Source organism: Oleiharenicola lentus, from assembly GCF_051660365.1.
GTDB classification, from domain to species: domain Bacteria; phylum Verrucomicrobiota; class Verrucomicrobiia; order Opitutales; family Opitutaceae; genus Lacunisphaera; species Lacunisphaera lenta_A.
Genome location: NZ_JBOZXB010000001.1, coordinates 842,882 through 865,267, shown reverse-complemented (window position 1 = coordinate 865,267; position 22,386 = coordinate 842,882). Strand labels below are relative to the sequence as shown.

The 22,386-nt window shown below is 59.8% G+C and carries 15 protein-coding genes; 9 read left to right on the top strand and 6 right to left on the bottom strand.

The window, feature by feature from the left end; translation table 11 throughout:
- Positions 1–107: 107 nt before the first annotated feature.
- On the bottom strand, positions 108–1,154 hold the full coding sequence (locus tag ACRRQW_RS03210; RefSeq protein WP_438479813.1) for a LacI family DNA-binding transcriptional regulator: 1,047 nt from the start codon (positions 1,152–1,154) through the stop codon (positions 108–110).
- A gap of 305 nt (positions 1,155–1,459) precedes the next feature.
- On the opposite strand from ACRRQW_RS03210, the gene ACRRQW_RS03205 reads away from it, so the two are divergent.
- The 3 genes from ACRRQW_RS03205 to ACRRQW_RS03195 are packed head-to-tail and all read left to right on the top strand — an operon-like array spanning position 1,460 to position 6,047.
- Positions 1,460–3,901 carry an alpha-L-rhamnosidase-related protein gene (locus ACRRQW_RS03205; protein ID WP_438479812.1) on the top strand — a complete coding sequence of 814 codons (2,442 nt, stop codon included), beginning with the start codon at positions 1,460–1,462 and terminating at the stop codon, positions 3,899–3,901.
- Complete coding sequence (locus ACRRQW_RS03200; RefSeq protein WP_438479811.1) at positions 3,898–4,758, top strand: DUF6807 family protein; 861 nt, start codon at positions 3,898–3,900, stop codon at positions 4,756–4,758. Before ACRRQW_RS03205 ends, ACRRQW_RS03200 begins: the two co-directional genes overlap by 4 nt.
- Positions 4,755–6,047 (top strand): aminotransferase class V-fold PLP-dependent enzyme, encoded by a 1,293-nt coding sequence (locus tag ACRRQW_RS03195; RefSeq protein ID WP_438479810.1) that lies wholly within the window; start codon positions 4,755–4,757, stop codon positions 6,045–6,047. Before ACRRQW_RS03200 ends, ACRRQW_RS03195 begins: the two co-directional genes overlap by 4 nt.
- A gap of 13 nt (positions 6,048–6,060) precedes the next feature.
- Here the strand turns inward: ACRRQW_RS03195 and ACRRQW_RS03190 are convergent, their stop codons facing one another.
- Positions 6,061–6,588 carry a RidA family protein gene (locus ACRRQW_RS03190; protein ID WP_438479809.1) on the bottom strand — a complete coding sequence of 176 codons (528 nt, stop codon included), beginning with the start codon at positions 6,586–6,588 and terminating at the stop codon, positions 6,061–6,063.
- Positions 6,589–6,649: 61 nt separating this feature from the next.
- Between ACRRQW_RS03190 and ACRRQW_RS03185 the strand changes: the two genes are divergently transcribed.
- The 6 genes from ACRRQW_RS03185 to ACRRQW_RS03160 all read left to right on the top strand — a co-directional run bounded on the left by ACRRQW_RS03185 (position 6,650) and on the right by ACRRQW_RS03160 (position 15,799).
- Positions 6,650–7,666, top strand: coding sequence for a WD40/YVTN/BNR-like repeat-containing protein (locus ACRRQW_RS03185; protein ID WP_438479808.1), 1,017 nt, complete (start codon positions 6,650–6,652; stop codon positions 7,664–7,666).
- Positions 7,667–7,680: 14 nt separating this feature from the next.
- A complete protein-coding gene (locus ACRRQW_RS03180; protein WP_438479807.1) occupies positions 7,681–9,576 on the top strand; it encodes a hypothetical protein in 1,896 nt (631 codons plus the stop codon).
- A 165-nt stretch (positions 9,577–9,741) separates the two neighbouring features.
- A complete protein-coding gene (locus ACRRQW_RS03175) occupies positions 9,742–11,631 on the top strand; it encodes a glycoside hydrolase family 127 protein (protein WP_438479806.1) in 1,890 nt (629 codons plus the stop codon).
- Complete coding sequence (locus ACRRQW_RS03170; protein ID WP_438479805.1) at positions 11,613–12,965, top strand: M28 family peptidase; 1,353 nt, start codon at positions 11,613–11,615, stop codon at positions 12,963–12,965. Before ACRRQW_RS03175 ends, ACRRQW_RS03170 begins: the two co-directional genes overlap by 19 nt.
- Before the next feature lie 59 nt (positions 12,966–13,024).
- A complete protein-coding gene (locus ACRRQW_RS03165; protein WP_438479804.1) occupies positions 13,025–15,139 on the top strand; it encodes a sodium:solute symporter family protein in 2,115 nt (704 codons plus the stop codon).
- Positions 15,140–15,187: 48 nt separating this feature from the next.
- Positions 15,188–15,799, top strand: coding sequence for an alpha/beta fold hydrolase (locus ACRRQW_RS03160; RefSeq protein ID WP_438479803.1), 612 nt, complete (start codon positions 15,188–15,190; stop codon positions 15,797–15,799).
- Between the two features lie 93 nt (positions 15,800–15,892).
- Here the strand turns inward: ACRRQW_RS03160 and ACRRQW_RS03155 are convergent, their stop codons facing one another.
- From ACRRQW_RS03155 to ACRRQW_RS03140, 4 genes are all read right to left on the bottom strand, one after another.
- Entirely contained in the window at positions 15,893–18,472 is a 2,580-nt protein-coding gene (locus ACRRQW_RS03155; protein ID WP_438479802.1) for a hypothetical protein, read from the bottom strand.
- A 134-nt stretch (positions 18,473–18,606) separates the two neighbouring features.
- Positions 18,607–20,679, bottom strand: coding sequence for a C1 family peptidase (locus ACRRQW_RS03150; RefSeq protein ID WP_438479801.1), 2,073 nt, complete (start codon positions 20,677–20,679; stop codon positions 18,607–18,609).
- 176 nt (positions 20,680–20,855) lie between these two features.
- A complete protein-coding gene (locus ACRRQW_RS03145; RefSeq protein WP_438479800.1) occupies positions 20,856–21,695 on the bottom strand; it encodes a hypothetical protein in 840 nt (279 codons plus the stop codon).
- Positions 21,696–21,829: 134 nt separating this feature from the next.
- The gene (locus ACRRQW_RS03140; RefSeq protein WP_438479799.1) at positions 21,830–22,381 is read right to left on the bottom strand and encodes a hypothetical protein; all 552 of its coding nucleotides are present in this window, start codon (positions 22,379–22,381) and stop codon (positions 21,830–21,832) included.
- Between the last annotated feature and the right edge of the window lie 5 nt (positions 22,382–22,386).

Here is a 22,386-nt window from a genome sequence, read left to right as displayed (position 1 = left end):
TTTTGGTTTGTTTGTAGTTTCCGACTGTTTGGACGCTGGGATGCGTTTCAAACGGAGCGAAAGAGGTGAAAAGTGGGGTGGGGGTAAAACGATTCGTGGGTCGCGGTTTACTTGGCTGGACTCGTGGCGGCGTCGGGCGTCATCAGACGCGGCGACACGGTAATGCCGATGCGGCCGGTGACATCGGGGTTCTCGATGCGCCAGACGAGGTGATCGACGACCTTGCGCACGAGCAGCGGCAGGTTGACGTCGATCGCGGCGGGCGAGTGATCGAGGTTGTGGTAGATAACCGGGTTATAGTTACCGAGGATGGCGTCGAAATCCTTGCCCGGCTTGCGACCGGCTTCGCGCAACGCACGGAAAAACGCGCCGCAAAAGTGATCCACGGGAAGATACAGGCCGGTGACCTTCGGGGTGCACTCGAGCAAGCGGCGCGCGAGGCTGTCGCTTTCACCGTGCAGCGGAGAAATCTCCAGATAACTCACGCCGGCGGGATTGGGCTGGCCGAGCACGGTGTGCACCGCGAGGCCGAGTTCGCGGGCGCGCTCAACAAAAGCCGTATTGCGCGCGACGATCGCGGAGTAGTCGGGATCGGTCGAGATGACGGCGACGGATTTGTGGCCGCGCTCTTTTAAATAATCGGCGGCCATGCGGCCGTTTTCCGCGTTGTTCGGCTCGACGTAATCGCCGGGGTAATCGGGCGAGCGGCGCGTCATGAACCACACGTGCGGAATCTCACGCAATTTCGCCAGACACTCGGGCGAAGGCTCCATGCCTTGCACGATGACGCCGTCGAGATTTTCATTCGCGATGTTACGCGGAAGCTCGGCGGGGTTATTGGAAAACAAAACGCGCAGGTCGACGCGATAACGCGGATCAGTGGACTGCACTTGCAGCAACTGATCTTGAAACCAGTTGAGCGAGGGATTGTTCATCTTCGCGCCGACGAACCACACGCCGATGCGGCGTTGCTCGGGTTGACGACTCTTCGGACCGCGCCGGCGGTTGAGCGGCGCAGGCACATAATTGTGCTGCTGCATCACCGCGCGGATTCGCGCAAGGCTCTCGCTGGCGACCAGCTGGGGCTGATTAATAGCACGCGAAACGGTCGCAGGGGACACGCGCGCTTGGTGGGCGATCTCGGTAATCAGCATGGGGTGGGTAAAATGCGCTGAATGAAAATTTCACTGAAATGAAATGAAAAACTATTCTGTGTGGTCAAGCGATTTTCAGTGACCATGTGCTTTTTCATAGGGAAATTTCCGATAATGCCGTTTTGTATGACACGGCCATCCGCAGGAGAAAACCGCGATTCATGTCGTAGCTGACGCCACTGAGGGAAATTTCAGTTTTCATGAAGTTTAATGAAAAAACATGAAAACTTTTGTTGAATTTACTAGAATGATTCACCTACTTTCAGGATTCACCCGCCTTTACCCCAAGGCTTCGCACCCCGAAAATGTCTGTTCTGCCTTTCATCCAACGTGCTTCCTGGATCTGGTCCAGCGAAGGCACTCACGCCATCCCGCCGGCCGGTCAGGCTTCGCCGTCGCATTACCAAGTGCGTTATTTCCGGCGCACGTTTGAGATCGCTGACCTCGCGAACGCTTCGCTGGTCATTCATTTATCCGCCGATAGCCGCTATGTCTTCTATTGTAACGGCGAGTTTGTCGGTCGCGGGCCGGCGAAAGGGGACATCAATCATCATTTCTACGACACCTTTGAACTGACGCCGCATTTGCGTGCCGGGAAAAACGTGCTCGCGGTCATCGTGCTCGACATGTCGCGCGTGGCGCATCGCCCGGCGCTGCTCGGCGCGCCGTGTTCCGTGATGACTTACACCGGGTGTTTTGTGCTCGAAGGCGCGGTGGAATCCGCGAAAGGCGAGACGCTCATCGATCTCCAAACCGATGCGCAGTGGCGCGTGGCGACGGACTATGGACATCGTTTTCAGAACGAAAACACGACCTTCGAAGGTTATCTCGGATATTTCGAGCACCGCCTGTCGTCGCTGATTCCGGCGGGCTGGAACTCAGTTTCATTCGACGATTCAAAATGGGCGTCCGCGCTCGTGTTGTTCAAAGCCGAGCGCATCGAAAACCGCCGCGACCCCGCGAGCCCGTATGGCCTCATGCCGCGCATGATTCCGATGCTCGAAGAAGGCGCGCCGCAAAACTTCCCCGACGCTTACGTGAACGGCGGCGGCGAAGTTTCTACCGAATGGAAAAAACTCCTCGCCGGTCACGGCGAAGTGACGCTTCAGCCGGGCGAGAAAATTGATCTCGTCCTCGACATGGGCGCGCTCACGACCGCGTTCCCGCGGATCTCCGCGAGCGGCGGTGCGGGTAGCACGGTGCGACTCACGTATTCCGAAGCACTGCGTTTGAAATGGGGCACACCGGGTGCGACGTTGATGGGCAAACAGCAATCGCTCGCGAATCTTGCGTCGCATTTCGCCGACGAGAGCACCAGTTGGACCTTTGATCGTCGCGGTAAAGTCACCGGTTGGTGCGACCTCTGGGAACCGGCGGGCCGCGAAGAAATTTTCGAGCCGCTCCACTGGCGCGCGTTTCGCTATGTCGGCCTGCAAATCACCGTCGGCAAAGATCCGCTCACGCTGAAAGCCGTGCAGCAACGTTTCACCGCGTATCCGTATCGCGTCGAAGCGACCTTCAAATCCTCCGACGCCGCGCTCGATAAAATCTGGGAAGTCGGCCTGCACACGATGCGCATGTGCTCGCACGAGACCTTCGAGGACTGCCCGCACTACGAGCAGATGCAGTATGCGGGCGACACGATGATTACGTCGAAACTCGCGATGTTTACGACCGGCGATTATCGCCTGAGCCGACAAGCGCTTTATCAATTCGATTGGTCGCGCATCTCCGACGGACTCACGCAGGCGCGTTTTCCATCGCGGCTGCTGCAGGTTATTCCCGCGTGGAGCATCCACTGGATCACGAACATCAAAGATTATTTCCAGTGCACTGGAGACCGCGAGACGTTGAAAGATTTGCTGCCTGGCGTGCGCGCCGTGCTCGATTGGTATCGCCGGCACACGAACGAAAACGGCCTGCCCGCAAAACTGCCGTTTTGGAACATCACCGATTGGTGCCCGTGGTGGCCGCGTGGCGTTGTGCCCGGTGCTGACACCGGCGCGACCGTGATTCATTCCGCGCAATATATCAACGCGCTCGACGAAACCGCGTGGATGCTGCGTCACCTCGGGCGCGAAGCGGAAGCCGCCGCGCTGGCGCAAGAAGCGTCCGAACTCCGCGCAAAAGCGCACGCGATCTTCTGGTCGGAAAGCGAAGGTCTCTATTTCGATCAACCCAACGGCCCCGAAGTCAGCCAATACGGCAACGCGTGGGCGATCGTCGCGGGCCTCGCGGGCGAACGCGAACGCGCGGTTATCATGAAACGTTTTCCGAATGACGCGAAACTCGCGCCGGGTTCCTATTTTTGGTGGCACACGGGTTTCACCGCGCTCGCGAAGAGCGGTCACTACGATGACATGCCGAAGCACCTCGGCCCGTGGCATGATTCGATCGGCTACGGTCTCTCGACGTTCGTGGAAGAAAACAGTTACTGGCGCTCGCTCTGTCATGCGTGGTCGGCGCATCCCGTGCTGGAATTTCAGCAACGCATCCTCGGCGTCAGCGCAGCGGAACCCGGCTTCGCGCGTGTCGCCATCAAGCCGCATGTGTGCGGACTCACGCACGCGACCGGCAGCGTTTGCACCCCGCGTGGCATGATCACCGTCGCGTGGCGGATCGAGAAGGGACGTTTTCATCTCGACGCTACCGTGCCCGCCGCCACGCCAGTCCAAATCGAATTGCCGGATGGCTGGAAACACGAGTCGGCTGGCGGCCGCGTTGAACTTTCCTGCGCGTTGTCATGAGCACCGGACTCGAACTAAAAACTGACGGCGACCGCGCCGTGGAAATTCACCGCGCGGGTGGCGGGCTGCTGCTGCGCTATGTGTATCGTCCCGAGACGGCGCCCAACGAATCGCCGCGTCCCTACGCGCATCCCGTGTGCACGCTGTCGGGCGAGACGCTCACGAATTTCCGCCCGAACGATCACCCGTGGCAACACGCGCTGAGTTTCACGATCAACTGTCTCTCCGGGCAGAATTTCTGGGGCGGCCCGAGTTATCGCGCGGACGACGGTTATAAATTTCGCGACGACCACGGCACGCAGCAGCATCTCGCGTGGTTGGAAAAAAGCGCCACGCGCCTTGAGCATTCGCTTGATTGGAAAGTAAACGCCACCAGCGAGGTTTTGCTGCACGAGGAGCGCGCGCTGAATTTCGCGATCATCTCGCCGCAAGCGTGGACGTTGCGTTGGACTTCCGCGTTGGCGAACGTCTCGAAACGCCCGCTGTCACTCGGTCAGTATCACTCGACGCACGGGCTCGCCGGTTCGCATTACAGCGGCCTGCAATTTCGCGGCGCGCGCGACCTGCTCGATGAGCACATGGATGACTCGATCAATATTTTCGCCGAGGGCGGCTTGGTCGGCGAGAAAGCGCTGCATGGCGCTTCCGCGCAATGGGTGGAATGGCGCGGACAAAAAGATACTTCGCTCCGCCGCGTAAACATCCGTTTCGCGAACAACCAAGGTCCGCTCAGCTGGTTTTTTCGCCGCAACAATCCGCTGCTGGCGATGCCGTTTCAATACAACCGCGACCTACAACTCGCGCCGGGCGCGACGCTGGCGATCGACCACACGCTGACTTTTACCGATGCATCATGAGCATTAATCGGAAAACTTTTATCCGTAATCTCGGCGCGGCCGGGTTGGTTGCCGCCGCAGGGTTGCCGGCACTGGCCGCGGCGAAGAAAGATAAAAACGCTTCACTCGTCTGGCCGCCAAAGAGCGCCGTGAACACGCCGGAATTCTGGCGCGAGGTGCGCGCGCAATATCCGATCCGATCCAAGCCGGTGTATCTGAATTGCGGCGGTCTCGGGCCTTCTCCGCAACCGGTGCTTAATGTTTTCGACGCGACTTCGCGCGAGTTGCAGGAGCACGTCGAGACGGGGCACTTCATGTTCGAGGAAGCCCGCACCGCGCTGGCCAAGTTTATCGGCGCGCCGGATCGCGCCGTGTGCTTCACGCGCAATGCCACCGAGGGTAACGGCATCATCGCCTCGGGCCTCGATCTGCGGAAGGGAGACGAAGTCATTTTCGAAACCCACGCGCATCCCGGCGGCTCTTTGCCGTGGCTCAATGAAGCGCGGCAGCGCGGCGTGGTGGTTAAAGTATTTCGTCCCGACGAAACGTCCGCCGCCGGCAATCTTGAGCGGATTAATGCGTTGATCTCACCGCGCACGAAGGTGATTCAAGTCAGCCACATCGTCGCGACCACTGGACTCATCATGCCGGTGAAAGAGATCGCAAAGCTGGCCCGCGAAAAAAATATCTGGTTCCACATCGATGCTGCGCAGTCCGTCGGGATGATCCCGGTGGATGTCGCGGACATCGGCTGTGATTCACTCGCCACGAGCGGTCATAAATGGCTCGGTGGCCCGCGCGAGACGGGTGTGTTGTATATTCGTGATTCGCGCGTGGCGGAAGTCGCGCCGCGTCATGTCGGGGCGTATTCGAGCGCGGATTTTGATTTTCAAGGCCAGCTCAACTACACCGACGGTGCGCGCCGTCACGAATATGGCACGCGGAGCGCCGCAGCAGTGGCGGCCCTCGCAGAGGCGACGAAGTTTCAAACCGCCATCGGCCGCGAAGCCATCGCCGCACACGGCGCGATGATGTCGCGTCTCATCCAGGACGGGCTCACCGGTGCGAAGAACGTGCAAGTGATCACGCCGGTGCTGCCGGAGCTGCGGTGTTCGATGGTGTCGTTTACCGTCACGGGGCAGGCGGCGGGAAAAATCTTCGGCTACCTTCTCGAGAAAAACAGCCTGCGTTGCCGGCCGGTGTCGGAGGCCGGGCTCGATGCCGTGCGGGTCTCCACGCACATCTTCAACGATCCGGCCGATTGCGAGCGGGTCGTGGACGCAGTCAAAAAATTCGCCGCTTCCGTCTGATCCGATGTCGCGCTCACTCGTGCAACTCCGCCACCAGCTCGACCTCCACCGGTGCGCCGGCGGGCAACGCGTTCACGCCGATGGCCGCGCGCGCGTGTTTCCCGTTTTCGCCAAACACCGCGACCAGCAAATCGGAAGCGCCGTTGATCACCTTCGGTTGCGTCGTAAAATCGTCGGTGCAGTTCACAAAACCGCCGACGCGCACGATGCGTTTCACCTTGGAAAGATCGCCGACCTCGCGCTTCAGCGCGGCGAGCAATTGCAACGCGCAGGTGCGCGCCGCCCCTACCGCCTGCTCCTCGGTGACGTCGCGGCCTACTTTGCCGGTGAGAAATTTCCCATCGGCGCCGCGCGCGATTTGTCCCGAGAGAAACACGAGGTTCCCGGTGCGGACGGCGGGAATGTAATTGGCGATGGCGGGCGTGGTCGCAGGCAGGGCGAGGCCAAGCGCCACAATTTTTTCCTCCGGTGTTTTGCTTTCTGCTGCGTGAGCGAAGGGGAGGAGGACAAGCGCGGCCAGAAGCGTGGTGATCAATTTCATCGTGCTTCGAGCCATGGCGAACGCCGCGCGGCGGCGCAACGTTAGAACATTTTATCCAGTCATGCTAAAAATAAAAACCTCGTTACTCGTGCTCGCGCTTTGCGCCGGAGCGTCGCTGCTGCCTGCCGCGCCGAAGCACGACTTGATCGTCTGGGCCCACGTCACGAATAATTTTATCGTGGGTTCGAAGCTGACTATTCCGAGCGGGATGTTTGTGCGCGACGCTGACGGCCAATATAAACATTCCGGCCTGAATTTTCCGTTCCTGTTCAACCACACCGTGGATCCGCGCGATCCTAACGTATTCTACGTCGCGTCGCTCAACGGCGTGCAGATCACTCGCGACGGCGGAAAAACCTGGCGCCAAGGCACGGGCTGGGACGCGACCGAACCCAAGGATGTATTCCTCGATCCAAACGCGCCGGACACCATTTACCTCGGCCTGCCCGACGGCATCATGGTGTCGCGCGACGCGGGCGCAACTTGGGTGCGCCAGGAAAACGGTCTGCCCGCACGTGGAAAATACACGCAGGTAATCAAAGTCGATCGCACTAAGGCCGGTCGCGTGCTCGCCGGTTGCGAAGCCGGGATTTATCTCACCACGGATGCCGCGAAATCGTGGAAACAAGTTTTTGCGGCCAAAACTACGATTACCGATCTCCGGCAATCGCCGCATGACGCGAACCATTGGATCGCCACGACGCAAGCCGACGGGGTCATCGAGTCACGCGACGGCGGTGTGAAGTGGACTAAGCTGGCCGGACTCCAAAGCGCTGACGCGTGGTATAACATCGCGTTCGACGCGGCGAACCCGCAACGCCTCGCGATCGCCAGTTGGACTTACGGAGCTTACGTGACGGAAGATGGCGGGAAGACCTGGTCCGCGCGCAACGACGGTTTGCCGGACGATCATTGCGTCTTTCGCGTGGGCATCGATCCCGACAGCGGTCGGCTTTATGCGTCGGTTTACAAAGACGCGGTGTATCGCTCCGACGATTTCGGGCGCACCTGGATCAAGGACGGCCTCGAAGGCTCGTTCGTCTACAATTTCGTGTTTCAACCCAAAGCGGCCAAGTAACTCCGTTTCCTCTCATGAAAGTTAAATTCTTTTCCGCTTGCTCGCTCGCCGCAGTTGTCGCGATTTCCGCGTTTGCGCAGCCATCTTATGAAGCCGCGCCGCCTTCGCGCTCGCCGGTGAAGGACGCTAATCTTCGCCTGCAACAGTATCACGCGCGCGTCGATGAAGTGATCCAGTGGCGTGCCGCCACCGGCGTGAAACCTGGCGAGTTGATCGGCGACATGTCGACCATCGGCGCAAAGCTCGTGCTTCGTCAGGACATCGATCTTGTGAATCGCAGCGTCATCACGTTGATGAAAGATCCGAGCGGCAGCGGCCCGTTCTGGATGTTCCCCGTCGTCAGTGTGGCGTATCTCGGGCAAGATCAATTGTCCGCCGAGGCGAAACAATCGATTCGCGACGCGTTGCGCACGGGCATCCAGATTCGCGGCGACACCGAAAATCACTGGGCGATGTATTACACCTCGCTCTATTTGCTCGCGCAGCTTTATCCGAACGAACCCGGCACTACGTGGTATAACGGCAAGAGTTCCGAGGAAAACTTGCAGGACGCGCGCGCGTATCTGCTGCAATGGATGGATTGGACGACGACGGTCGGGCAGGGCGAATTCAACTGCACGCACTACATCGGCGAATATGCGATTCCGATGCTGCAACTCGCCACGTGGGCCAAAGACCCCGCGATGCGCCAACGTGGCAAGATGATGCTCGATTGGATTTTCGCGGATTACATTTCGAATTCACTCAACGGCGTGTTGCGGGGCGCGAACGCGCGCACCGACGACAATTCGCTGATCGAGCGCTGGAATTCACTCTCGACGTTCTTCAATTGGCTGCTGGTCGGCAATGTCCCGCCGACGGCGAGTTACGGCAGCTGGGGAAACTATTTCGCGCTGATCGCGAAAAACTACGAGTTGCCCGAAGTGATTTATCTCATCGGGGTGGATCGCGGGGGCGACACCTTGCAGACCGCGCTCAAGCGTTCGCGTCGTCGCTGGCGCTTCAGCGACGTGTGGGCGATGCCGGTGTATAAGACGGATTACCTCCGCCAGGATTACGCGGTCGGCTCATTTCAAGGTGGCCTCGCCGATCCGATTCAGTCGCACGTGTGGGACGTGACGTGGGATGTCGCCGACCCGCGCGGCGCCCACAACACGATGTTCTCGATGCACCCGATTTCATCGGGGCAGGATATGCAGACGTATTTCACCGAGTTGCCTGACCAGATGATCAAGGGTGTCGCGAAGGAAGGTAAGCCATCCTACGATCAACCGGACAAACTGCTCGGTTCGTCGCGATTCGAACAGGTGTTCCAAGACCTCGATACGGTTGTCGCGCTCTACAATATTCCCGAGGGCACGCGCTTCCCGCACATCAACGGTTTCTTTTCGCGCCACCTCAAGAATCTCACTGTCGACAAGTCCGGCTGGATCTTCGCGCAAGGCGGCAACACCTACCTCGCGTATCGTCCGCTCGCGGCTTACACGCTGGAGCCGCTCGTGAAATACAAATCGATGTGGACCGGCGAGCGCGACACGTCCGTCGCCACCGACCAACGGTTGCTCAGCCCGCATTTGAAGAACGGCACGATCGTCCAAGCCGCCAGCGCGAGCGAGTTCAAGAGCTTCGACGAATTCAAAGCCGCCATCAACGCGTTGCCCCTTGAGTTCAAGCTCGAGCCGGTGCCCACGGTGAAATTCAAAACCTTGCGCGGCAAAACCGTCGTGTGCACCTATGGCGAAATTCCGAAAATCGACGGTAAGAAAGTCGACTACGCGAAGTGGAAACTTTTCGCAGGGCCTTACCTGAACGCGGAAAAAGATTCACGTAAACTCACCATCACGCACGGTAAACTCGAGCGCGTGCTGGATTTCAACACCGTGACGGTCACCGACCGGGTGAAGGAATGATGCGTTATGCCACTAGTCTGGTCTTTGTAGGGGGCGCGCTTGCGCCCCACGTTGCCCGAGAGCGGACAACCTACACGGACAACTTGCAAACCCGCGGGGCTGATCGCCCCGCCTCCACTTGAAACTGAACGCGTGAACGGGCCTACCTCACTTCCGTTGCCTCGCGTGACATTTGCGCGCGGCTTCCTTGCGGATCGTGCACGCCTCGTGCGCGACACGGTAATTCCCTACCAATGGGAAGCGCTCAACGACCGCGTGCCCGGTGCAGAACGCAGCGGCACGGTGAATAATTTCAAAGTTGCCGCGAAAGAGCTGGAGGGGAAATTCCACGGCCTGTGGTTTCAGGATTCTGATTTGGCCAAGTGGCTCGAAGCGGCGTCCTACAAGCTCGCGACGCACCCCGAGGCCAAGCTCGAAACCGATCTCGACGAAATGATCGCGACGATCGCCAAGGCGCAAGAAGCGGACGGTTACCTCGACACTTACATTCAACTCGTCGAGCCCGCGAAAAAGTGGGCCAACCTGCACGAGTATCACGAGCTCTACATTGCGGGGCATTTTATCGAGGCGGGGGTCGCACATTTCGAAGCGACCGGCAAACGCACGTTGCTCAAAGTTGTCTGCAAGCTCGCGGATATGATCGAGCGCACCTTCGGCACGGGCGAAGGGCAGATTCCCGCCTATTGCGGCCACGAGGAAATCGAACTCGCGTTGCTCAAACTCGCGCGCACGACTGGCGAGAAACGTTACGCCCAGCTCGCAGCGTATTTCATCAACCAGCGCGGCGCCTCGCCGAACTATTTCGAAGACGAAATCAAACGCCTCGATGAAAAGCTCGCGGTGTATTTCTACCACGATCGCTGGGCATTTTTGCAGGCGCACAAGCCGGTGCGCGAACAGCAGGAGCCGGTCGGGCATTCCGTGCGCGCGATGTATCTTTACACCGCGATGGCGGATCTGGCGCGTGAATCGAGAGATTCGACCCTCGCGAACGCGTGCCGGGTGCTGTGGAAGGAAATTGTTTCGCATCATCTCTACATCACCGGCGGCGTGGGATCCGAGTGGATGGGCGAAAAATTTTCCGAGCGCTACGATTTGCCGAATGACCGTGCCTACGCGGAAAGCTGCGCGGGCATCGGGCTGATGATGTTTGCGCGACGGATGCTCGATCTCGAATTGCGCGGCGAATACGGCGACATCATCGAGCGCACGCTCTACAACAATGTGCTCGCGGGGATGTCGCACGACGGCACGAAATTTTTCTACGTCAACCCACTCGAAGTCGTGCCCGCAGTCACCAAGCGGCGTTACGATTGTCACCATATTAAAACCGAGCGCGTGGGTTGGTTTGGCTGCGCGTGTTGTCCGCCAAATATCGCGCGGACGCTGGCGTCGCTGGCGAACTACGCTTATTCCAAGCAGCCAGACGGGCTGGCGATTCACTTATACGCCGACGGACGCGTCGCCCTCGACGACCTCCAACTCACGGTGCACACCGAGTATCCGTGGGACAGCCTGGTCGAGATCGCGATCACTGCGCCGACGCCCGTAACACGCACGTTGCGCTTCCGCATCCCTGCGTGGTGCCGCACGCCGTGGGCGAGCCTGAATGGAGTGCGCGTGGATTTGAGTCAGGTGACATCGGGTGGTTATTGGCATGTGAAACGCGATTGGAAAACGGGCGATGCGATCACCTTGGAGTTTCCGATGCCCATCGAGCGCGTGCGGGCGCACCCGCGTGTCAAATACAACGCCGGCTGCGTTGCGATTCAACGCGGCCCGATGGTTTACTGTGCCGAGCAGATCGATAACGGGGCAAACCTCGCGCTCGTGCGCCTGCCAAAAGGTGCACCGCTCCACGCGCGTTTTGAAAACGATTTTCTCGGGGGTGCGGTGACGATCGAAACACGGGCGGCGCGCGCCGAGGCTGACGACACGGCACTTTATTCGACCGCGCAACCCATCACACGGAACGCGCCGCTGCGGCTCGTGCCGTATTGCCTCTGGAACAACCGCGGAGAAGGAGAAATGCAAGTATGGCTAAGAGAATCCTGAATCTTTTATTCGCCTTGGCGTTGTCGCATGGCGCGCTCGTTGCGCAGTCGTTCGACGAATCGTCACGCGCTGCGCATGCGATGCTCACGCGCCTGTGCGACGACTTCGGCGGGCGCGTCACGGGAAGTGAACAAAATCGCCGCGCGCTCGAACAGCTCGCGACTGAATTGCGGGCGCTCGGCGTGGAGCCCGAAATTATTTCGTTCAAAATGCCCGGCTGGGAACGCCGCGTGGATAAGGCGGAGCTGGTCATGCCGTTCGCGCGGCCATTGCGCGGGGTGACGATTGCTTACACGCAGCCGCTCGCGAGCACCGAGGCCGACGTCGTCGATATTAAAGGCGGTCAGCCGGAAGACTACCCGGCAGATATGCGCGGCAAGATCGCGCTGCTCAGCCCGTCGACGACTCTCCAAACGCGCGACTTCGTGCGGATCGCCGCCGAAAAGGGCGCGAAAGCGATTTTGTTTATCAACCGCGAAGGCGGCGGGCAATTGCTGGCGCGCACCGGGAGTTTCATTGGCGAAGCGTTGCCGCTGCCCGTGTTCTCGATCGCGCAGGAAGAGGGAAATTGGATGAAGCGACTGCTCGAACGCGGCAAACCCGTGCGCGTGCGCCTCGAAGCGACCTCGCGCTGCCGCGAAGTGGACACGGCGAATTTGCGCGTCGTGTTCAAAGGCAAGTCGCCTGAACGCATCGTGGTCGGCGCGCACGTGGATAGTTGGGATCTCGGTCAGGGCGCGCTCGATAATGGCCTCGGCACCGCGCAACTTTTCGCGCTCGCGCATGCACTGCGCGGCCAGGAGCTCGCCCGGACGGTGGAGCTTCACTGGTATAACGGTGAAGAGCAGGGGCTCTGGGGCTCGCGTCATGCCGCCGCGCAGATCGGCGACTCGCCGATTGTGGCAATGATTAACCTCGATATGGTCGGCGTGCCGATTGGCGTGAATGCACTCGGCGACGATTCGTTGGTGCCGGCGCTGGAACGCTGGAATAAATCCCTCGCAACGCCGCTCCCGAAAGGGGTGGAGAACATCAATTGGTTCGGCAGTGACCACACGCCTTATCAACTCGCGGGTGTCCGCACGATTACCTTCAACGCGCCAATTCCACGTGAGTCAGTGCGCTACTATCACGATCTCGCGGACACCATCGACAAGCTGCCGGAAAAGATCGTCGTCGATTCGACCGCGACCATCGGCAGCGTGCTGCTGGCGCTGGTCAATGATCGCGAACTCTCGGCGATGCGGCGCACGCCGGCGGAGACCGAGAAAATTTTCACCACTTTTGGCATCGATCGCCGCATGCGCGCGATTGGCTACTGGCCTTTCAACTGATGTGGCTCGCGAATTCTTAAAAACTTTAAATCCTCGTCTCACCCCAACCCCTTAGCTCTATGCATTTCTTCGGCCTCCACTGGATCGACGGCGTCATCATCGTCACGTATATTTTAGGCATTCTGGCCATCGGCAAAAAATTGTCGCACGGCGTGAAGGACGAGAAAGATTTTTTCCTCGGCGGTCGCTCGCTGGGGAAATGGTTTCAATTTTTCCTCAGCTTCGGCTCGATGGCCGATCCCGGCCAGGCGACGACGACTTCCAGCTCGGTGTATCGCCAGGGCGCCGGTGGTGCGTGGCTGGCGCTGATCACGCTTTTTCTCACGCCGTATTATTGGTTTCTGAACTTCTGGTTCCGCCGCGTGCGGCTCACGACGACGGCAGACTTGTTCGAAGATCGTTTCGGCAACCGCTTCCTTGGTTCGTTTTACGCGGTCACGACGATTTTGATTATCATCGTGAGCATTGCCGGCGGTAACGTCGTGGCGTTGAAAACCCTGCAACCGCTCATGGCGAAGGATAAGTCCGTTTACACGCCGGCTGAGCAGCAGAAGGTGAGTGATTATTACGAGTTCGTCGAACTGCGCAAACAACGCGCCACATCGGAACTCCCCGCGGTCGCCGCCACGCGTTACGACCAGCTGAAAAATTATTACGATCTCGGCCAGCTGCAGCCCTACATTACGTATTTGAAGCCGGTCACGTTTTATCTGGTGTCATCGCTGCTGGTCGCGGTGTTTATCATGCTGGGCGGACTTAAATCCGCCGCGGTGGTCGATGCGGTGCAGGCGGTTCTCGTGATTGTAATCTCGGTCGTGCTGATCCCGTTTGGTCTGATGAAACTGGGAGGCGCGGATGGGCTCCACGAGAAAGTGCCTGCGGTAATGTTTAATCTCTTCGGCGGGGGAGGGCTTAGTGAATACACGTGGTATTCCATCGGAGCTCTGTTGCTCGTGCAGTTCGTCGGCATCGCTGGCTCGCAGGCCAACATGACCATCGCGGGTTCGGCGAAAAACGAATTTGCTGCGCGCATCGGTGCGGTGTCGGGCGGATTTAGCAAACGCTTCGTGACGATTGCGTGGGCGTATTGCGGATTGATCGCGATCGCGCTGTTCGGGCCGGGCTTGTCCGATCCGGATCAAGTGTGGGGCTTGCTCACGAGTTCGCTGCTGCCGGTTGGTTTGATTGGCGTCATGGTGATCGGTATTCTGGGCGGCAAGCTGGCGCTCCTCGGCGCGCAGTCCGTCGTCATGTCCGGCCTCGTCGTGAAAAATCTTTACGAACCTCTCTTCCCGGGGAAATCCCAGGCGCACTACATGTTGGTGGCGCGGTTAACGGTGCCGGTATCGCTCGGCCTCGGTATCGTCGTTGGCCTTTATCTAAATAGCGTCATCGCGCTGCTGAAATTCGCCATCGTGCTGCTCGTGGTGTGGGGTGTGCCGATTACGATGATTTTCCTGTGGCGTCGTCTCACGGAGATCGCCGTGCGCGTGCAGGTCGTGGCAACACTCGTGGTTATCGCAGTGATTCCGTGGACCGTGCCGAGCATTCCCGCGCTCGCGCGTTCGGAATCGCTAACCCGCATGACGCATGAACGCGTATTGACGCTGGAAGCGAAAGCGACCGCAGCGGATGTCGCGGCGGGTCGGGCAAGCGCCGAAGGTGAAATGATCACCACCACGCAACGCACCGAGCCCGTCTCCGTGTTTTTCGAAGAGGGCGTCGTGCGCGTCGATCCGAAGGATTTGAGTTCGCCCAAGACCGGGAAAGGGCTTTTCCGCACTGAAGTGTATTTGATTTCGCTGCTTGGGGTGGATGTGCAGCGATTTAATTCCGCCCAGCTCATGACGACACGGTTCCTCGTGGATGCGTTGTTACCGGTGCTGATTCTCATCGTGGTAAGTTTGCTGACTCAGCCGACCGCCCAAGCCCGCGTGGCGCGCTTCTATGTGCGCATGAAAACCCCCGTGAGTCCGACCTTGGACGAAGACGCGCTCGCCGTGGAAGCGAGTTATCAGAACCCGACGAAGTTCGATCACACGAAACTGTTTCCGCGCTCCAACTGGGAATTCACCAAATGGAACAAAGAGGATACGCTCGGCTTCCTCGGCTGTTGCGTGCTCGTGGGCTTCATCTTGGTGTTTTTCAAAGCCGTGCTGATGATCGGCAGTTAAGTGAAACTGAGTCGACCAACGCTGGTGCTGGATGAACCCTGCGCCAGTGTGAGCAGTTCGTTGGGCGAGTTCGCCGCGGTCTTCGTTTTTAGATCCAAGGCTGGTTTTCTTAGCTCGCCGGAGAAGCGGGCTGACGAGTTGCGCGACTGGCTCGAAAATCAAGGAATCGTGACGCCAATTGTTTTGGTGGCCGCGTCGTTCGGTGGCTTCATGGCATTGCATTTCGCAGATCGTTTTCCCGGGAGGATGGCGGGTTTGGTGCTCGTTGACTGCTCGCATCCCGAACAATCTGCGATGGCGTTGGCTGCGATTGCCGATTCGCCGGCTTTGCCGGCGGTTGAAAAGTTTCGCGACTACCTGCGCGGATTTGGGCCGGCGTGGGAAACGAGTTGTCGCGAAGTGGCAAGGTTACCCGCGCTCGGAAACTTGCCACTGATCGTGCTGGCGGCGGGACGTCCGGATATGCCCGAGGAAATGAGCGCCGAGGCGCGCGCCAAGTTGACTTCCGGATGGCTGGAGTTGCAGCGCCGGCACGCCGCGCGCTCGACCGTAGGCGAACTGCGCGTGATTGAGAACTGCGGACATAATCTGGTGCAGCACGCGTCGCAAGAAATCGTCCGCGCGATAGCGGACTTGAGGCAAGTGGTTCAAACACTGTAACGCCTCAACTACGCTATTCCGTTCCTGCTGATTTCCATCATGCAAAAAAAGGCCCGGCAAAGTGCCGGGCCTTCGAGTAAAATCTAAGCGCGCTTATTTCCGCGTGTAGGTCTGCTTGAAGCGCTGGCCGGGCTGGAGTTCGATCGATTCGTCTTTATTCGAGACGGTGAAACCGGCGTTTTTCAGGCTGGCGGTGTGCAGCATGATCTTGATCGGTTTGTCGCTGCGCGTGATCGGTTCGACGTTCAGCGTGGCAGTTTTGCCATCGGCGGAGACGGTGAGCGCGAGCGTCACGGTGCCGGCGCCGGTGCGGTATTTGTCCAAGCGATTGACCGAATTGGCCTTCAACCACTCTTGCGGCACGGCGCCGAGCAGGTGCACGGTGTTCACACGGTCGTAGGCGAGCATGGAGGCGGGCAGGTGCACCATCATCGTGGCGGCGAAGTTGTGCGGTTGATCGCCGGCGAGTTTGAGCGGATCGCCGACGAGCGATTGCTCTTCGACCCACGTGCCGACACGTGACGCGTGATTGGCGGCGGCGTAAAGAATGTCGGAGACTTTTTCCGGACGATTCAGAATGAGCGGTTGGAAGGCATACATCATGCCCATGCCGGCCCAGATACCGTTGGGCATCCACCCGAGGCTGACGGGGATGCCTTGCTTCTCCGTGGACTCGAGGAGCGCGAGCGAGCCTTGGACGATCTCGTGGTCGGACGTGAGCCAGCCTTCGCCGTTGAGGTGCGAATCCATGAACGCCCATTGCGTGAGTTGTGGGATCGGGTCTTCGCCTTTGAAGCCGACGCGCACGGGTAAATACAGATTGCCGTTTTTGTCGCGGCGTTGGTCGCGTTTGCGATTCTTTTCGAAGGCGGCGTGAAACTCGTCGGCCAGTTGGCGGAATTCCGCGGCTTCCTTGGCGTGACCGAGGCGGGCGGCGATACGTTCGGCCGCGTGCAGGCCGGTGATGGCGCAGTAAACGGACGAATATTCGGCACCGATGTCGAGAATGCCGCCGTCGCTGAAGCCCGGCGGGAACATGCCGTAATAAGGCGCGTCCGGAAACTTGAGTGTCTGATCGCGCAAGCCGCGAATGCCGGCGACGCCGAGCACGATTTGCTGCCATTTTTCTTTGGCGTAATCCCAATTGTTCGAGATCTGCGCATCGCGTTCCACACCCCAAATCACTTCCGCGGTGGTGCGGTAAATTTGCTGCGGGTGAAGTTCGTCGATGATGCCATTCGGGAGTTGGTGACTGAAAAGTGCGTCGAGCGTCTGGCGGCCGGATTTCGAATCGCCGAGGTGCGCCACGAGGTTGGTGATGTAAACGGCATCGCCCGCCCAGAGTCCGCGATAGAGCGAAAAGCTGGAGTTGAACTGCGTTTGGCCGGCGATCGTTTCGCGGGCTTGGTAAAGCGTGCGCAACGAGCTGACGATCATGCTTTGGATCGCGGGATCGGCGACGGTGACGCGATCGTAGGGAATGGCGTAGCTGTTCCAGCGTGCCGTGGTTTGCTTGACGGCGTCGGTTACGGAAAGTTTGCGGGCCTTGCGTGCGTCGCCGTCGTCGGATTTGCCGGAGAGCACCCACGCGGTGATTTCCTTCGTGCCGGCGGGGAAGCTCACTTTCCAGCCTTTGTCGGTCCGCGTGAGCGCGGTGGCTTGCGGCTGGGTGAGGAGGAACGGGCGGTTGTCTTCGGTGATCGTGCCGTCTTTCGCGAGCACGAGGGTGCGGAGGCTCTTAACGGCGAGTTCGGGCTGCGCGTTGCCGGAGTATTTGGCGTTGATGAGATCGGTGCGCGATTGCTGGCGCAGCACTTCGGTGCCGCAGGCAATGCGGAGTTCCGCGCGGTCTTTTTCCGCGAGCGAACCGGAGAGGAGTTCCGCGCGCGTCAGGGTGGTGCCGGCGGCGTAAACGGCGAGGGTGGCGAGCGTGGCGTTGGGGTCTTGGCCTTGCGGAGCGAAAACCTTGATGTTAATCCAGCCGTCACTGTCGGCGTCACGACCATCGAACAGGAATAGCTGCGCCTGGTTGTGCGGCGCGTTCAACGCGAGATCGACGATTTGATCGGGCGCGCCTTCCACCTGCATGTGCGCGGTGCGTTGGTAGAGATAATTTTTGTAGCTCTCGCAGAAACCGAGCATGATGCGCTTGGCGGCGCCGGAGCCGACTTTGACGCGGTAGTGAATCGGTCGCGTGATGCCCCAAGCGACGTTACGGAATTCCGGTGAAACTCCCGTCGCGGGCTTGGCCCAGTCGATCGCGCCGCTGATACCGTCGAGGCGTTCGTAGTCTTTCGTGCGCGCATCGGACGGCGACGCCTTCTCGGGTGCGATGGCGAGCGTGGTGACGTGGATCGAATCGCTGCCGCGTTTGAGCACCGTGCTCATGATGGGCACGCGCGGGCCTTCGAGGAAAAGTTGATGATCGTGGGTGAACGCTTCGCCCTCTGCCGCGGCTTCGACGACGGTCAGCCCTTGGACATACGGGCCGGGGCCAAAGTCGTAGAGCAGCGCGCCACGCTCGTTGGCCATCGGCTTGTGCCAGTCTTCCGGAACACCGAGCGGTTGGTGCCAGGTGGGAATTCCATAGCGGAAATCCACGACGCGGTCAGCGGCTTGGGCGAAGCCGGTTGCGAGAAGACATGCAGCCGCGATGCGGGCTGCCCGAAGCAAGGGGTAAACGGTAACCATGAGCGCTACCATTCTGCGAAATTTTCACATCACAAAATGAATGTTTATGAAAATTGGACGTGCGATTTCGGCTGGGAGCGGCGTTTTGCCGAGCCCGCTCGCGAAACGGGTGCGGGTTACGCGATGACGTCGTTCAGGGTGCGGCGGCGGTCGGCGAGGGAGGACGGTGACCACGCGAAGTGTAACGCGTTGGCGGGCTGGTCACCCGCCGCGAGGATGCGGGCAAGGGTGGCTTTAACGGTGGCGTTATCGTCGTCGAAATCGCCGTGATGGCGGGCGTTCGTGGCGTCGGGCGAACCTTCCGGTAATCCGTTCGGGGCGCGCACCCACCTGGCATTGGGGAGTCCGAGAATGGGCACGGCGGCGGGGTTGTTTTTTAGAACTGCGGCGCGATCGATGGCAAATTGCGGATCTTTGAACAGGAAGCGTTCCATGCCGAGCAGCGGGGTGCCGTCGACGAACGGGATCGGCCAGCTCGCCTCGCAGGCGCGCGAGACCAAATAGAGCAGCGATTTGTGGTAGATTTTGGCGCAGTTGTCGTCCTGTTCCGCGCCGTCCTTGAGCGTGAACAAAGTGAACTCTTTCACGGCGCCGCTATGGATAGCGGGCCGGTAGTAACGATTGAAAAGTTCGATCGTGCACGCGGGAGCCCAGAGTGAGCAGGTGCGGACGGAGGTGATGTCGGCGAGAGCGCCCAGCACGCGCGCCATGAAAATGGATCCCGCGCTGTGTCCGGCAATGTGGATTTCGATCGATGGATCGGTAGCGAGCAACGCCTTGAGATGCTGGCAAACGAGTTCGGCCCCGCCGCCGGAATCCATCGAAGCGAGGGCGTTTTCTTTCATTTCGCTCCAGACAGCTTCGCCCGGAATTTTTGCGACGAGTTCGAGCGTGTCGTCCAACCGATCGAGAAGAAAATCTTTGGTCGCATCGAGCAAGCCCTCGGGTTTCCGGGCGTGCAGCACGTCTTCCAACATGTTTTGGAGCGTGGACCACAGATCCGTTTTCCAGATGAAGGCCAGGGGGTAAACTTCAGCGTCGAGCAGGGCGCGGCGATAATCGGCGACGCGTTGGATCGCGCCTTTCTCGCCGACCAAGCCGCCGTGGGCGTAGAGGAGGATGCGTTTCTTGGCCCAATGCTGGGTGATACGCGGGAAATCCTCATTGAAAATCGTGGCCAGATCTTCGGGCTTGGTGCCAATTTCGCCGGTGCTGAGGAGACGTCCGTCGTTGCCAATGCCGACGATGTGCGGGCGCACGTCGCTGAAGGAATAGTTGAGGCGTGATGCTTGGGTCGCACTCGTCACGGTGACGAGTCCATCGCCGGAAAGCGCGACGGGCGCGCCCAGACGAGCCACCCAAACATCGGAACCGTGAGTGAGCCAGTCCGCGTAAGTGATGAGCGCAAACCCGGCGACGCCCCACGCCGTGCCCCACGAATTTTGCACCCAGAAGCCACGCGGGTCGTAACCGACGATGGCGAAAGCGTGGCCACCGAGGATGGCTTTTCCGTCGGGACCCGGGATCACTCCGTCGCTGTTAATCTGGTTCCAGCCTTCGTGGACGGTGCAGGTGGCATACAGGATGCCGACTTCCGCGAGCGCAGCATGCATCGCCACAAGATTACGATGATTGACTCGAAAATAGGCCCCGAGGGGACGCGCGGCGGCGTCTTGCGAGCGCTGATGCGTCAACACACCGGGGTCGGCCGGCACGTAGGGCCATGCGGCGGACGAGCACACGCCGTGTTTGTGCCAACCCTTCATCGCGCCGCGAGCACTGGAGCCCGAGTAGGCTTCGCCGGGCCATTCATCGTAGCGCCGGGCCATTTCGTAAAACATGCGCGGACTGATCGGGGTGGTGTCGGGTGCCACTGTGCGACGGCGGAGAAGGAAATGCGCAACGGCGGCGAGGCCGAAACCTGTGCACGCACCTTCGTTGAATTGATTCAGGATGGGCGGAGTGCCGTTGGCGTATTTGGCGCGATACTCCTCCAGGGTAATGTGCGGAGGAACCTCAACCAGCGTCGGCTCGAACATCAGATCGCGGAAATCGATCGGATCCGGCCGGGCGTTCAACTGGGACAAGTGCTGCGTGATTGTAGAGGGAGTGGGCGCACTCGGGGCGGCTTTTGATTTTTTCGAGGAGAGTGCGCGAGCTTTCGGACGGGATTTTTTTGCGGGAGTCATGGACGAGCGAGATTGGAACGTGGGTGCGCGCCCAGCTTACCAAAGCCGCGGTGAGGAGATCAGGGCGTCTCGGAAAACGGATCAGGAAAAAATCCTGACGCGCGCGTTAAAGTCGCCCGCCGCGCGATTCGGCGCGGATTCAGGGGCGCCCTTGAAAAACTTTGATCGGGGGGATGTTACCGCGCTGCGCCAAACTCGTAGCTCAACGTCCACGCGCGCAACTCGCCGGGCATGAGCACGAGCGTTTGATAGGGCTCGATGGAAAACGTGTTACTATTGCCCCAAATGACGCATTCGCTCGGGGCAAACGACGTTTCAAAAATCACGTGCGAGAGTTTTGGGTGACTCAGTTTGGCGCGAAGCGGCAAGGCGGCTGGCAGGCGCAGGAAATCCATGTGGCCATCTTTCTCGTGTTCGAAGCGGCGTTTTTGCGTGAGTGTGCGCGCGGCGAGGGCGAAGCCGGGATTTTCCACGAGCTGACTGCCCGCGGGCACTTCCATTTCGATGAGACGATCGGTGAGCGCAAAAAATGGGTGCGCAAACCATTCGAGCATCAACGGCGTTTCAGCGCGATTCGTGAGCTGAGAAATCGAACGCACGTTGCGTTGCGAAAGCGTGATCGTGCGCGTGATTGCGTAGTGAAAACCGGCAACATTTTGTTCGGTGGTGAACACAATTTCCTGAGACGAAGGCGTGATCTGCCACGTGCAGGGTTCAGTCACGTCGCTGCCGCTCGCATTGAGCGCGCCCGCTCCGAGCGCGACGCCGCCGTCGGCGTTCCACGTGTGGCGTCGACCGTCACGCGTCGAGTGGCGAAACGATTCGGGCAGTCCCTGTCCGTTGAAAGGTGCGGGGTCGGCTTTCGGCCATTCGGGGCCGGTGAGCAGCGTGCCTACTTTAGCGTCTGAGATTTGCCAGAGGTAGCCGCCCCAGCAAAACCGCGGGCCGAGTTTAGCGCGGTCCGCGACGGGATCGAGAATCTCGAGGCGCAGTTGGTCGTTGGCGAGGGTCAGCATGGATCGGAAATCTTTCTCTTTCTTCTTACTCTGAATCTTTCTCCCGGGTCGAAAGAAGATCGGTTGCGGCGACGAGGGCCAAAAAATCTGAGAGAAAGAGAATGATTAAGAGAAAGAGGAAAGATTAGGAATGGTCAGCGCAGGCGCATGACGCGCAACGTGGTGTTCACGCCTTCGACGACGAGGGCGAACTGGCCGTGCGGGCGGGCTTGGATCTCGATGTTTTTGCCGGGCAGTTCGTAGGTGATCGCCTGAAAGCCTTCCCACACCTGGCCGTTATCGAGCACGAAACGGTTGCCGCCATCCCACTTGACCACTTTCGCTTTCAGCGGAGGCATGGCGCGCCAATCGCTGTCGTTGAACACCGGAAGACCAAAACGTTCCATCCAGCCTTTTGGCGCCGTGGCCGCGCCGGGCGTGGAAGCCACGGCGACACTGTTTTGCTGCACGACGACTTGCGCCTGCTTGGCGGCGGCGAGGTCCGCTTGCAGCTGTGCGGTGGTGCGGCCGTTGTAACGAATGATCGCGGCATCGATCACGCCGAGTTCATCAGGCGTGAGGCGGTCGAGGCCGGCGCGCTGCCACTCGGCAGCCGTGAGCACATTTTTTAAACCGGGAAATGCTGGCTGGGCCAGGCCGAGCGAGGCGGAAAACAAAACGACGAACGCGAGCAGCGAGGTTTTCATAAGGG